Raw genomic sequence first — 13713 nt, forward strand, 5'->3', positions numbered from 1 at the left:
GCAGGAAAAACGGAGATAACACATGTTTGAACCGATGATGGAAATGTCTGACGACGCGGTAATTAAAGTTGTTGGAGTTGGTGGCGGCGGCGGTAACGCTGTTGAACATATGGTGCGTGAGTCCATTGAAGGCGTGGAATTCATCAGTATCAACACGGATGCACAAGCACTTCGCAAAACCAGCGTAAGCAGCGTCATTCAAATCGGTGGTGATATCACTAAAGGTTTGGGGGCGGGTGCTAACCCTCAAGTGGGACGTGATGCAGCTCTAGAAAGCCGAGATAGAATTAAAGAATTACTAGCTGGCGCCGATATGGTGTTTATCGCAGCTGGTATGGGCGGCGGTACCGGTACTGGTGCTGCTCCTGTCATTGCTGAAGTGGCAAAAGAACTGGGCATCTTAACGGTTGCTGTAGTGACTAAACCATTTAGCTTTGAAGGTAAAAAACGTCTTGCGTTTGCTGAACAGGGAATTGAAGAGCTGTCTAAACACGTGGACTCTTTAATTACTATTCCAAACGAAAAACTGTTGAAAGTACTGGGTCGTGGTATCACTTTACTTGAAGCCTTTGCTAGCGCGAATGACGTACTTAAAAATGCAGTACAAGGGATTGCAGAGCTAATCACTCGCCCAGGTATGATTAACGTGGACTTCGCAGACGTACGTACAGTTATGTCTGAGATGGGGCACGCGATGATGGGTAGTGGTATTGCTAAAGGTGAAGACCGCGCAGAAGAAGCTGCTGAAATGGCAATTTCAAGTCCTCTACTTGAAGATATTGATCTTGCAGGCGCTCGTGGCGTATTGGTTAACATCACCGCTGGTCTGGATATGAGACTAGATGAGTTCGAAACGGTTGGTAACACTGTTAAAGCGTTTGCTTCTGACAATGCAACTGTTGTTATCGGTACATCACTAGATCCAGATATGGCTGATGAAATTCGCGTAACGGTTGTTGCAACGGGTATTGGCAACGAAAGAAAGCCAGACATTACTCTAGTAGCAGGCGGTAAAGCGAAAGTTGCACCAGTCGTTCAACCACAAGTTGCTGTTGCAGCTAAAGTGGAAGAAAAGCCGGCACAGCCTTTGCATGAAAAGACAGAAGTAAAAGTACAGCCTTCACCGACGTCAAATATCTCTTCTTCGGGCCAAGGGCAAAATGTTGCACCTAAGCCAGAAAAAGAGAGCGGATACTTGGATATACCTGCATTTTTACGTCGTCAGGCTGATTAAAATACCGCCACAATTTGACAGTGTTCAAAATTTTGGTAATATGTCGGTCGGTAAAGTTACCGACCGAGCTTTGTGGCATTGATTTAGAGGCAAGCAGATGATCAGACAACGTACTCTGAAAGAGATAGTGAAAACTACTGGTGTGGGTCTCCACTCTGGTCGTAAAGTCACACTTACTCTTCGCCCAGCCGCTGCAAACACAGGTATTATTTACCGTCGTACAGACGTAAATCCACCAGTTGATTTTCCAGCTGACCCAGAAGCTGTACGTGACACAATGCTTTGTACAGCATTGGTTAACGATGAAGGCGTTCGTATCTCTACTGTAGAGCACTTAAGTGCGGCTCTGGCTGGTATGGGTATTGATAACGTTATTATCGAAGTGGATGCACCTGAAATTCCAATTATGGATGGCAGCGCAAGCCCATTCGTATACCTACTACAACAAGCGGGTATCGAAACACAAAATGCAGCTAAGCGATTCATCCGTATTAAGAAACCTGTTCGTTTTGAAGATGGTGATAAGTGGGCAGAAATGCGTCCACACAATGGCTTCAAAATGGATTTCCAAATTGAGTTTGATCACCCTGCAATCGATGGTGACGATCAACGCTTAGTGTTTGATTTTTCAACTCAAGGTTTTATCAAAGAGATTTCACGAGCTCGTACTTTTGGTTTCATGCGTGATATCGAATACTTGCAATCACAAAACCTATGTTTAGGTGGTAGCTTTGACTGTGCTATCGTTTTGGATGATTACCGTATCCTTAACGAAGAAGGTCTACGTTTCGCTAACGAATTCGTTACTCACAAGGTACTTGATGCAATTGGTGACTTATACATGTGTGGTCACGCAATTGTTGGTGAGTTTAGTGCTTACAAATCAGGTCATGGTCTGAATAACCAACTACTTCGTAAAGTATTGGCGGATCAAGAAGCTTGGGAATGGGCGACTTTCGAAGAGGAAGTGGGTTCACCAGTAGCGTTTGCAGACCCAAACATGGTTCTAGCGTAAGACAATTTGAAGATTCTAAAAAGCCAGACTAAGTCTGGCTTTTTTTATATCTGTCGAAAGAGAAAGTTAGTGTAACTTTCGAAATACTATTTCTTTGCTAGCTTAGCGATGTTTTCTAAGCGTTGTTTTACCTTAGGATTGGCATTCTGAGCGATCATCAGTAGGGATGATGCGGCATTTTCCGAAAGAGGGGGGCGAGGAATTGCCTCTTTTTGATCCTCTGTTGAACCTGTTTTGGTGCGATAAATCGCTGGGTTGATCTTAATTTCAATGCTGATCAACTTACCAAAACCTTGGTTTCTTAATTGGTTGAGAATATTGAGTCGATCATAATCTACCTTCATCTTGATCGATGCACTTGCCGCTTCCAATACTAAATGTCCACCGCGAATATTTGCCGCTCTAATATGCGGCTCAATCCCTTTGGGCAGGTGTGTTTGCAATATTAGGTTGATCTGGATGATCTCTTTTGCGTGCTGTTGTAACTTACTTAGCCGAGATGACTCAATCAATTCATCTGTCGTTGTGGGGCGATGATCTCGCATTCCGCACTCCTTTTATAAAGCTCAGCGACATTCTATAACGATTTATTGTTGACTGAAACGAGCGATTAATTAGAGATTATTAGGTTTCAAATACCTTAAAACATTAGGCTTAGTGCACAAAATACAAAGCTAAGAGCCATCAACCACTAATGTTATTGGTTGTTGAACGAAAAATTACTTAAACTATGCGCCACTTAATAAATTTAGTGTCTTGAAAATAAACGTCATCATCACAATATCAAAAGATACATGATTTATCTCAGTATCCTTAGTTGAAAACAGGTAGAGACTGAAGGCATTAAGAGATCGCGGACGATCTAAGCAAAGAGAGATTCACAAGAAATGATAACTAAGCTACTGACAAAAGTAGTCGGCAGTCGTAATGACAGAACACTTCGCCGTCTAAGAAAAATTGTAAAAGAAATTAATAATTATGAGCCTGCGTTTGAAGCTCTGTCCGACGAAGAGCTAAAGGCTAAAACGGTAGAATTCCGTCAACGTCTTGAGCAAGGCGAAAATCTAGACCAACTACTACCAGAAGCATTTGCTACCGTTCGTGAAGCTTCTAAACGTGTCTTCGGTATGCGTCATTTCGACGTTCAATTAATCGGTGGTATGGTGCTTAACGGCGGCCGTATCGCAGAGATGCGCACTGGTGAAGGTAAAACTCTTACAGCGACACTTCCTGCTTATCTAAATGCTCTACCAAGCAAAGGCGTTCACATTGTAACAGTGAACGACTACCTCGCTAAGCGAGACGCAGAAACAAACCGCCCATTATTCGAATTCCTTGGCCTGACCGTTGGCGTTAACGTTCCAAACATGTCGCCACCAGCCAAGAAAGAAGCTTATCAAGCCGATATTCTTTACGGAACTAACAACGAGTTTGGTTTCGATTACCTTCGTGACAATATGGCTTTCCGCCCTGAAGACCGCGTTCAACGTGAACGTTTCTTCGCTGTTGTCGATGAAGTGGACTCAATTCTTATCGATGAAGCTCGTACTCCGTTAATCATTTCTGGCCCTGCAGAAGATAGCTCAGAGCTATACACTCGTATTAACGTGTTAATCCCATCTCTACAGCGTCAGGATAAAGAAGACTCTGAAGAGTATCGCGGTGACGGCCACTACACTGTTGATGAGAAATCTAAGCAAGTATATCTAACGGAAACTGGTCAAGAGTTTGTCGAAGAGATATTGGTCAAAAACGGTTTAATGCAAGAGGGTGATACACTTTACTCGCCTGCAAACATCAGTTTGCTTCACCATGTGAACGCAGCACTACGTGCACACGTTCTATTTGAGAAGAACGTAGACTATATCGTGACTGAAGACGGCGAAGTGGTCATCGTTGATGAACATACTGGCCGTACTATGCCAGGTCGTCGTTGGTCAGACGGTTTGCACCAAGCTGTTGAAGCGAAAGAAGGCGTTAAGATCCAGAACGAAAACCAAACTCTGGCGTCGATTACCTTCCAGAATTACTTCCGTTTATACGAAAAACTGTCAGGTATGACAGGTACAGCGGATACTGAAGCGTTCGAATTCCAACAAATTTATGGTTTGGAAACGGTAGTTATTCCAACTAACAAACCAATGATTCGTAACGATATGCCAGATATGGTGTACCGTACCGAAGCTGAAAAATTTGCGGCTATTATCGAAGATATTAAGAAATGTGTTGAGAAAGGTCAGCCAGTATTGGTTGGTACTGTGTCGATTGAAAAATCTGAACTTCTTTCTAACGCATTGAAGAAAGCGAAAATCAAACACAGCGTACTAAACGCGAAGTTCCATGAAAAGGAAGCGGAAATCGTTGCTGAAGCTGGTAAACCGGGCGCAGTAACTATCGCAACTAACATGGCTGGTCGTGGTACGGATATCGTGCTTGGTGGTAGCTGGCAGATGCAAGTTGAGTCATTAGATAACCCAACTCAAGATCAAATTAATGCGATTAAAGCGGAATGGCGTAAAGTTCACGATCAAGTTCTAGAAGCTGGCGGTTTGCACATTATTGGTACTGAACGTCATGAATCACGTCGTATCGATAACCAGCTGCGTGGTCGTTCTGGTCGTCAAGGTGATGCGGGTTCTTCTCGTTTCTACCTTTCAATGGAAGATACGCTATTGCGCATTTTCACTTCTGACCGTATGGCAAGCTTAATCCAAAGCGGTATGGAAGAAGGCGAAGCGATCGAATCTAAAATGCTTTCTCGTTCAATCGAAAAAGCTCAACGTAAAGTTGAAGGTCGTAACTTTGACATCCGTAAACAGCTTCTTGAATACGATGATGTAGCCAACGATCAACGTCGCGTAGTTTATGAGCTTCGTGATGAACTCATGAGCACTGACGATATCAGTGACATGATCGAACAAAACCGTGCTGATGTTATGACAGCGGTGATCGACCAATACATTCCACCACAATCACTTGACGATATGTGGGATATTGCAGGTTTGCAAGATCGCTTGAAGCACGATTTCGATCTTGAACTACCAATTCAATCTTGGCTTGATGAAGACGAGAAGCTTTACGAAGAAGCACTTCGTGAACGTATTCTTGAAAATTCAGTAGCGGTATACAAACACAAAGAAGAAGTGGTTGGCGCTCAAGTCATGCGTAACTTTGAGAAATCTGTAATGCTACAGACTCTGGATACGCTATGGAAAGAACACTTAGCGGCGATGGACCACCTGCGTCAAGGTATTCACCTACGTGGCTATGCTCAGAAGAACCCTAAACAAGAGTACAAGCGTGAATCGTTTGAATTGTTTGAAGAGCTTCTTGAGTCATTGAAATCAGACGTTATCGCTATTCTTTCTAAAGTACGAGTTCAACAGCAAGAAGAAGTTGAGCGTATGGAAGCGCAGCGTCGTGCTCAAGCTGAACAAGCTGCACGTATGAGCCAAGCTCAGCATGAAGGCAGTGAAACTAGCGACGGTGATGCAACAGCAGAACGTAAAGTTGGCCGTAATGAGCCTTGCCCATGTGGTTCAGGTAAGAAGTACAAACAGTGCCACGGTAAAATCGCTTAATAAAAACCAATAGAAAAGAGTCGCTTAGGCGGCTCTTTTTTTGAGTAAAGAAATACAAGGGAAGACAGATGAAACGAATACATATCGTTGCTGGAATTATATTTAACCTGAGCAAATCTCAAATCTTCATCACTAAGCGTCCTGACAATTTGCACAAAGGTGGTTTCTGGGAGTTTCCGGGTGGCAAAGTAGAAGAAGGCGAATCTGTTTCCCAAGCAATGGCTCGAGAACTAGAAGAAGAAATTGGTATTGAAGTGACTGAGCAGCACCTATTCGAACATCTGGAATATGACTATCCAGAGAAATCACTCAAGTTCGATTTCATTGTCATCAGTGGATTTAACAATCAACCTTATGGTAAAGAAGGTCAGGACGGACTCTGGGTAGACATTGCAGATCTTGCTAACTACCAGTTTCCAGAAGCGAACGTTCCAATCCTCGAGCGAGTGATTAAAGAGTTTTCGTAAGTGCTGGCTATCAACTTCGATAGTTGGTAGTTTAAAAAGCGTAAATCGTAGGATAGCAACGAGTAAATGGAGAATTTTGCAATGGTAAGAATTGCAATTGCAGGCGCAGCTGGACGTATGGGCCGCAATCTAGTCAAAGCAGCACATCACAATTCTGAATCAACAGTAGGGGCAGGATCTGAACGCCCTGAGTCTTCGCTAGTGGGAGTTGATATCGGTGAGTTGTGTGGTGTTGGTCGATTTGACGTCGCTTTAGTAGATAACTTGGAATTGGCAGTAGAAAACTTTGACGTCATCGTCGACTTTACGGCCCCAGCGAGCACTCTAGCGAATATTGAACTGTGTAAGAAATACGGCAAAAAGTTAGTCATTGGTACGACGGGTTTTACCGATGAAGAGCGTCAACTTATCAATGAAGCAGCAAAAGTTATCCCTATTGTTATGGCGCCGAACTACAGCGTTGGTGTGAATCTAGTATTCAAATTATTAGAGAAAGCAGCAAAAGTGATGGGGGATTACTGCGATATCGAGATCGTTGAAGCGCACCACCGTCATAAAGTTGATGCACCATCGGGAACTGCTATTGGTATGGGTGAAGCGATTGCTGGCGCTATGGGTAATAAGCTTAGTGATGTTGCAGTTTATGCTCGTGAAGGTATCACAGGTGAACGTACTCGTAACGAAATTGGATTTGCGACCATTCGCGCAGGTGACATCGTTGGTGAGCATACTGCTATGTTTGCAGATATTGGTGAACGCGTAGAGATTACTCACAAAGCAACTGATCGCATGACATTTGCCAACGGTGCTATTCGTGCTGCTGTTTGGTTGAATCAAAAATCAGCTGGCTTCTACAGCATGACTGATGTGCTAGGTTTGAACGAACTCTAATTACATAATTATGCGTCAGGTTTACCTGGCGCATAAGAAATTTACTAACATTTCCTATTCATTTTATCTTTCCTATAAATCGAGTTATCCGTCAACTTTTTAAGCAATTTTGTCTTGTTGAGGTTAATTACTCCGTTTTACCTTCATTTTTTACAATTAAAAAATAAGATTAACGTTTGCTTGTTTTTTTTGCGCTAATTTCAATTGTTAACAAACTATTTTTTCCTGTTTGAAAATCAAAACCTCATAAATATTACTTTTAAATGCTTAAAACATGAGTTTTTGATGGTTTAGGTCGGTTTTTTACTTCTAAGGTAATAAATTTAAATTTAATTTCCCTCCTAACGTTGACATGGGTCACAGCGATCTCTAAAATACCGCCAATTTGTCAAAATTACCCTAGAGCATGATTTTCACGCTAACAGGAAGGCAAATTTGCAATTTAATTTATATTTTATGCATTTTTATTCTGGAGGTTGTCTTGAGTAAATCAGCACTGTTAGTCCTAGAAGATGGGACAGTGTTCCGCGGAGTGTCCATTGGGGCAGATGGTTCATCCGTTGGTGAAGTTGTTTTTAATACCTCGATGACGGGGTACCAAGAAATCCTCACTGATCCTTCCTATTCTCAACAAATCGTTACACTGACTTACCCTCACATTGGCAATACCGGTACCAATACCGAAGACGAAGAATCTTCTTCAATTCATGCACAAGGCCTTGTGATCCGCGATCTTCCTCTTATCGCTTCTAACTTCCGTAGTGAACAATCTCTTTCTGATTACCTTAAATCACAAAATATCGTCGGTATTGCTGATATCGATACGCGTAAACTTACGCGTATTTTACGTGAGAAAGGCGCACAGAACGGTTGCATCATGGCGGGCGATAACCTAGATGAAGCATTAGCGTTGGTAAAAGCTAAAGAATTCCCAGGCCTTAAAGGTATGGATTTAGCGAAAGTAGTAACGACCAAAGAAGCGTACGAATGGAAACAAGGTTCATGGACACTGGAAGGTGGTCTACCTGAACCGAAAAATGATAGTGAGCTACCGTACCACGTAGTGGCTTACGATTTTGGTGCGAAACGTAACATTCTACGTATGTTGGTTGACCGCGGTTGTCGTTTAACAGTCGTTCCTGCAGAAACTTCTGCTGAAGAAGTACTAGCGATGAATCCAGATGGCGTGTTCCTATCGAATGGCCCTGGTGACCCAGCACCTTGTACTTACGCAATCGAAGCGACAAAAACTTTCCTTGAGAAAAGTCTACCTGTGTTTGGTATCTGTTTAGGTCACCAAATCCTTGCACTAGCTTCTGGTGCTCAGACTGTAAAAATGAAGTTTGGTCACCACGGTGCGAACCACCCGGTTAAAGATCTTGATCGTGGTGTCGTAATGATTACTTCTCAAAACCACGGTTTTGCTGCGGATGAAGCAACACTACCAGAGAACCTACGTGCAACGCACAAATCACTATTTGATGGTTCTCTACAAGGTATTCACCGTACGGACAAGCCAGCTTTCAGCTTCCAAGGTCACCCTGAAGCAAGCCCTGGTCCGCACGATGCTGCACCGCTATTTGACCACTTCATTGAATTGATTAAACAACACCGCGCTTAATTTGGAGTAGTAGATAATGCCAAAACGTACTGACATTCAGAGCATTCTTATTTTAGGTGCAGGTCCAATTGTTATCGGTCAGGCTTGTGAGTTTGACTACTCTGGTGCTCAAGCGTGTAAAGCGCTACGTGAAGAGGGTTACCGAGTTATCCTTGTGAACTCAAACCCAGCAACAATCATGACTGACCCAGAAATGGCAGATGCAACATACATAGAGCCAATTCACTGGGAAGTTGTACGTAAGATCATCGAGAAAGAACGCCCAGATGCGATTCTTCCAACAATGGGTGGTCAAACGGCACTGAACTGTGCACTAGCTCTAGAAGCTAACGGTGTACTAAAAGAGTTCGGCGTAGAGATGATTGGTGCGACTGCTGACGCAATCGACAAAGCAGAAGACCGTTCTCGCTTTGATAAAGCAATGAAGTCTATCGGTCTTGAATGTCCGCGCGCTGATACTGCAAAAACAATGGAAGAAGCTTACCGTGTTCTAGATATGGTGGGTTTCCCATGTATCATCCGTCCGTCATTTACTATGGGTGGTACTGGTGGTGGTATCGCTTATAACAAAGAAGAATTCGAAGAAATCTGTACTCGTGGTCTGGATCTATCTCCAACCAACGAACTGCTTATCGATGAATCTCTAATCGGTTGGAAAGAGTACGAGATGGAAGTTGTTCGTGATAAGAACGACAACTGTATCATCGTTTGTGCGATTGAAAACTTCGACCCAATGGGTATCCACACCGGTGACTCAATCACTGTTGCTCCAGCTCAGACTCTGACTGACAAAGAGTACCAAATCATGCGTAACGCTTCTCTAGCGGTACTGCGTGAAATCGGTGTAGAGACTGGTGGTTCAAACGTACAGTTTGGTATCAACCCGAAAGATGGCCGTATGGTTATCATCGAGATGAACCCACGTGTATCTCGTTCTTCTGCTCTTGCTTCTAAAGCAACAGGTTTCCCAATTGCGAAAATCGCAGCGAAACTGGCAGTTGGCTTCACTCTAGATGAGCTAATGAACGACATCACTGGTGGTGCAACTCCAGCATCATTCGAACCAACCATTGACTACGTTGTGACTAAGATTCCTCGTTTTAACTTCGAGAAATTTGCTGGTGCTAATAACCGCCTGACGACTCAGATGAAGTCTGTTGGTGAAGTTATGGCGATTGGTCGTAACCAACAAGAATCTCTACAAAAAGCACTTCGTGGCCTTGAAGTTGGCGCGAACGGTCTTGATGAGATGGTTGACCTAGATGCACCAGATGCATTAACGAAGATTCGTTACGAATTGAAAGAAGCTGGCGCAGAGCGTATTTGGTACATCGCGGATGCATTCCGTGCAGGTATGTCTGTGGATGGCGTATTCAACCTGACAAACGTTGATCGTTGGTTCCTAGTTCAAATTGAAGAGCTAGTGAAACTGGAAGCTGAAGTGAAAGCGGGCGGTTTTGCTGGCCTGACTCAAGATGTACTGAAGAAGATGAAGCGCAAAGGCTTCTCTGATGCACGTCTGTCTAAGCTACTCGGTGTTGCTGAAAGCGAAATTCGTCGTCTACGTGACCAATACGATATCCACCCAGTGTACAAGCGTGTAGATACTTGTGCGGCTGAATTTGCTTCAGACACTGCTTACATGTACTCATCTTACGATGACGAGTGTGAAGCGAACCCAACAGATAAAGACAAGATCATGGTTCTTGGCGGCGGTCCAAACCGTATCGGTCAAGGTATTGAATTTGACTACTGTTGTGTACACGCATCTCTAGCACTACGCGAAGATGGCTACGAAACTATCATGGTTAACTGTAACCCTGAGACAGTTTCAACAGACTACGACACCTCAGACCGTCTGTATTTCGAACCAGTAACACTGGAAGATGTACTAGCAATCGTACGTGTTGAAAAGCCAAAAGGCGTTATCGTTCAGTACGGTGGTCAAACGCCACTGAAACTGGCTCGTGCTTTAGAAGCGGCTGGCGTGCCAATTATCGGTACTAGCCCAGATGCAATCGACCGTGCAGAAGACCGTGAGCGTTTCCAAGCTGCTGTTGAGCGTTTAGGCCTACTACAGCCTCAAAACGCAACAGTAACGACAATGGAACAAGCGATTGAAAAATCGAAAGAGATCGGTTTCCCGCTAGTTGTACGTCCTTCGTATGTACTTGGTGGTCGTGCGATGGAAATCGTATACGACGAACAAGATCTACGTCGTTACTTCAACGAAGCTGTAAGCGTATCAAACGAGTCTCCAGTTCTGCTAGACCGTTTCCTAGACGATGCAACTGAAGTGGATGTTGATGCTATTTGTGACGGTGAGCGTGTGGTTATCGGCGGTATCATGGAACATATCGAACAAGCAGGTGTTCACTCAGGTGACTCAGCATGTTCACTTCCAGCATACACGCTAAGCCAAGAAATTCAGGACAAGATGCGTGAACAAGTAGAGAAACTGGCTTTCGAACTTGGTGTACGCGGTCTAATGAATACACAGTTTGCTGTTAAAGATAACGAAGTTTACCTCATTGAAGTAAACCCACGTGCTGCACGTACAGTACCGTTCGTATCTAAAGCGACTGGTGCACCACTAGCGAAAATCGCTGCACGTGTAATGGCAGGTCAATCTCTGGAGCAACAAGGCTTCACTAAAGAGATCATTCCTCCTTACTACTCAGTGAAAGAAGTGGTACTACCGTTCAACAAGTTCCCTGGTGTTGACCCACTATTAGGCCCAGAAATGCGCTCTACTGGTGAGGTTATGGGTGTTGGTGCAACGTTCGCTGAAGCCTATGCGAAAGCTGAGCTTGGCTGTGGTTCTGTTTACCCAGAAGGTGGTCGTGCACTACTTTCAGTTCGTGAAGGTGATAAAGAGCGTGTTGTAGACCTAGCTTCTAAGCTAGTGAAACTTGGCTACCAACTAGATGCAACTCACGGTACTGCTGTGATTCTAGGCGAAGCAGGTATCAACCCACGCTTGGTAAACAAAGTTCATGAAGGTCGTCCACACATTCTGGACCGCATCAAGAACAATGAATACACCTACATCGTGAACACTGCATCTGGTCGTCAAGCGATTGAAGATTCTAAGCTGCTACGTCGTGGTGCTTTGGCTGAGAAAGTGAACTACACAACAACGCTAAACGCAGCGTTTGCAACCTGTATGTCTCACACTGCTGACGCGAAAGCGACAGTAACTTCAGTACAAGAGCTACACGCGAAAGTAAAAGCTAGCTTAGCGTAAGAGATAATAAATCGATAAACCTAAAGGTTTATCTGACAACCTCATTGCCCGCTCATTTGAGCGGGCTTTTTTATTGTTTGTCGCCATGATTTCGCTATCTCAAACAGTAACTTGGTGTTACTTTGTGCGTTCGATGTCGTAGTTTTGGAAAATCATGGAAGTTTCATTCGAAATGCTGGCGATCCTGTTTTTTGTAGCAGGTGCAGCAGGATTTATCGACGCCATGGCTGGTGGCGGCGGTCTCTTAACACTACCAGCACTATTAGCCGCAGGCGTACCTCCCACACAAGCTCTAGCCACCAACAAATTACAAAGCTCATTTGGTAGTTTCTCTGCCAGTTTGTACTTTGTCCGCCGTGGAATTGTGAATCTTAAGGAGATGCGTCTCGCAATTCTGTGTACTTTTATCGGCGCAGCAACTGGGGCCGTGTTAGTTCAGCAGTTTGATGCTTCGCTACTGACCAGCTTGATACCTTTGCTGTTGGTCGGTATCTCTCTCTATTTTCTGTTTGCCCCACAAACCAAAGCAGACTCAGGTAAAAAGCCACTATCAGAATCGGCATTTGCTTTCAGTGTCGGTAGCTGTGTAGGTTTCTACGACGGATTTTTTGGTCCGGGCACGGGCTCTATTTTCACTGTCTGTTTTGTCGTTCTTGGTCACTTTACTTTGGTGGATGCGACAGCGAGAACGAAAATCCTAAATTTCACTTCGAATATTGCGGCGTTACTGTTCTTCGTGATTGCGGGTTTACCAATCTGGAAACTCGGTTTAGTGATGGCATGTGGGCAGTTTTTCGGGGCTCGCTTAGGTGCGAAAGTGGTGATAACTAAAGGTCAGAAATGGATCCGACCTTTAGTTATTTTAATGTCGATGTTGATGGCAACGAAATTGTTGTGGCAACAACATTCGCAGTGGTTTCTGAATCTATTTAGTTAATGTACTAAGACACTTACTTTGTTAAAAGTACTTACTTAGTTAAAGCAAACGTAGGCAATGATAGATGCCAGCGTATAGCGCCAAGGCGAATGATCAGTGTAGACGCAACACCTGAAAGTAGAGCGACCGAGTTGTCATATCCCATTGCTAATGCAGTTGTATGGAATACACCGCCTACAATACAGGCTGTTGCGTAGACTTCACTACGCAACACCATTGGAATTTCTCTCGCTAATACATCGCGGATAATGCCTCCGCCACAGCCAGTGATCACGCCCATAATAATCGCGATTATTGCTGAATCTTGATACATCAACGCTTTTTCAACACCGATTCCGACAAAGAAGGCCAAACCGACAGCGTCACAAACGGGTAGTACCCACCAAGGGATTCGCTTTGGTCTGCGTACCAATGCCATCGTTAATATGCACGTTACGATAATCACCCAAATATAAGTGGTATCTTTAATCCAGAATACGGGTGTAGCGCCTAGCGCCATATCACGGATAGTACCGCCACCAATGGCAGTAACACTTGCTAATACGGTGACGCCGAAAGGATCCATTTTTAAACGACCAGCTAAGAGTACGCCAGAAATGGCGAAGATAGCTGTACCAAACATATCGATTAAATAAAGTAATGAGGTATCCAATTTTTATGTGCTACCAAAAAGGGTTATCGAAAAAAGGTGGTGGATTGTAAGACTTTTTTTACGTGCTG

Annotated in this window: 10 protein-coding genes; 8 read left to right on the forward strand and 2 right to left on the reverse strand. The window is 44.0% G+C overall.

The window, feature by feature from the left end:
• Window positions 1-22: 22 nt before the first annotated feature.
• Both ftsZ and lpxC read left to right on the forward strand, forming a co-directional pair.
• The gene (gene ftsZ, locus ACOSVQ_RS13725; RefSeq protein ID WP_491983092.1) at window positions 23-1234 is read left to right on the forward strand and encodes a cell division protein FtsZ; all 1212 of its coding nucleotides are present in this window, start codon (window positions 23-25) and stop codon (window positions 1232-1234) included.
• Between the two features lie 97 nt (window positions 1235-1331).
• Complete coding sequence (gene lpxC / locus ACOSVQ_RS13730; protein ID WP_491983093.1) at window positions 1332-2249, forward strand: UDP-3-O-acyl-N-acetylglucosamine deacetylase; 918 nt, start codon at window positions 1332-1334, stop codon at window positions 2247-2249.
• Window positions 2250-2335: 86 nt separating this feature from the next.
• Here the strand turns inward: lpxC and ACOSVQ_RS13735 are convergent, their stop codons facing one another.
• Window positions 2336-2794: a DUF721 domain-containing protein gene (locus tag ACOSVQ_RS13735; protein ID WP_491983094.1), complete on the reverse strand. Its 459-nt coding sequence runs from the start codon at window positions 2792-2794 to the stop codon at window positions 2336-2338.
• 342 nt (window positions 2795-3136) lie between these two features.
• Between ACOSVQ_RS13735 and secA the strand changes: the two genes are divergently transcribed.
• From secA to ACOSVQ_RS13765, 6 genes are all read left to right on the forward strand, one after another.
• A complete protein-coding gene (gene secA / locus ACOSVQ_RS13740; protein WP_491983095.1) occupies window positions 3137-5830 on the forward strand; it encodes a preprotein translocase subunit SecA in 2694 nt (897 codons plus the stop codon).
• Between the two features lie 68 nt (window positions 5831-5898).
• On the forward strand, window positions 5899-6297 hold the full coding sequence (gene mutT, locus ACOSVQ_RS13745; protein ID WP_491983096.1) for an 8-oxo-dGTP diphosphatase MutT: 399 nt from the start codon (window positions 5899-5901) through the stop codon (window positions 6295-6297).
• A 66-nt stretch (window positions 6298-6363) separates the two neighbouring features.
• Window positions 6364-7188, forward strand: coding sequence for a 4-hydroxy-tetrahydrodipicolinate reductase (gene dapB, locus ACOSVQ_RS13750; protein WP_491983097.1), 825 nt, complete (start codon window positions 6364-6366; stop codon window positions 7186-7188).
• A 481-nt stretch (window positions 7189-7669) separates the two neighbouring features.
• Window positions 7670-8809, forward strand: coding sequence for a glutamine-hydrolyzing carbamoyl-phosphate synthase small subunit (gene carA / locus ACOSVQ_RS13755; protein ID WP_491983098.1), 1140 nt, complete (start codon window positions 7670-7672; stop codon window positions 8807-8809).
• 16 nt (window positions 8810-8825) lie between these two features.
• Window positions 8826-12056, forward strand: a complete 3231-nt coding sequence (carB, locus tag ACOSVQ_RS13760; protein ID WP_491983099.1) for a carbamoyl-phosphate synthase large subunit — start codon at window positions 8826-8828, stop codon at window positions 12054-12056.
• A 154-nt stretch (window positions 12057-12210) separates the two neighbouring features.
• Window positions 12211-12993 (forward strand): TSUP family transporter, encoded by a 783-nt coding sequence (locus ACOSVQ_RS13765; protein WP_491983100.1) that lies wholly within the window; start codon window positions 12211-12213, stop codon window positions 12991-12993.
• Window positions 12994-13024: 31 nt separating this feature from the next.
• On the opposite strand, the gene ACOSVQ_RS13770 is transcribed toward ACOSVQ_RS13765, so the two are convergent.
• Complete coding sequence (locus ACOSVQ_RS13770) at window positions 13025-13645, reverse strand: TRIC cation channel family protein (RefSeq protein WP_165312208.1); 621 nt, start codon at window positions 13643-13645, stop codon at window positions 13025-13027.
• Between the last annotated feature and the right edge of the window lie 68 nt (window positions 13646-13713).

The organism is Vibrio sp. HM8-C, from assembly GCF_058630515.1.

Coding starts and splice junctions, on each gene's coding strand:
- dapB (WP_491983097.1), top strand. CDS start 6,364: ATGGAGAATTTTGCAATGGTAAGAATTGCAATTGCAGGCGCAGCTGGA.
- mutT (WP_491983096.1), top strand. CDS start 5,899: ATGAAACGAATACATATCGTTGCTGGAATTATATTTAACCTGAGCAAA.
- secA (WP_491983095.1), top strand. CDS start 3,137: ATGATAACTAAGCTACTGACAAAAGTAGTCGGCAGTCGTAATGACAGA.
- lpxC (WP_491983093.1), top strand. CDS start 1,332: ATGATCAGACAACGTACTCTGAAAGAGATAGTGAAAACTACTGGTGTG.
- ACOSVQ_RS13765 (WP_491983100.1), top strand. CDS start 12,211: ATGGAAGTTTCATTCGAAATGCTGGCGATCCTGTTTTTTGTAGCAGGT.
- ACOSVQ_RS13735 (WP_491983094.1), bottom strand. CDS start 2,794: ATGCGAGATCATCGCCCCACAACGACAGATGAATTGATTGAGTCATCT.
- ftsZ (WP_491983092.1), top strand. CDS start 23: ATGTTTGAACCGATGATGGAAATGTCTGACGACGCGGTAATTAAAGTT.
- carB (WP_491983099.1), top strand. CDS start 8,826: ATGCCAAAACGTACTGACATTCAGAGCATTCTTATTTTAGGTGCAGGT.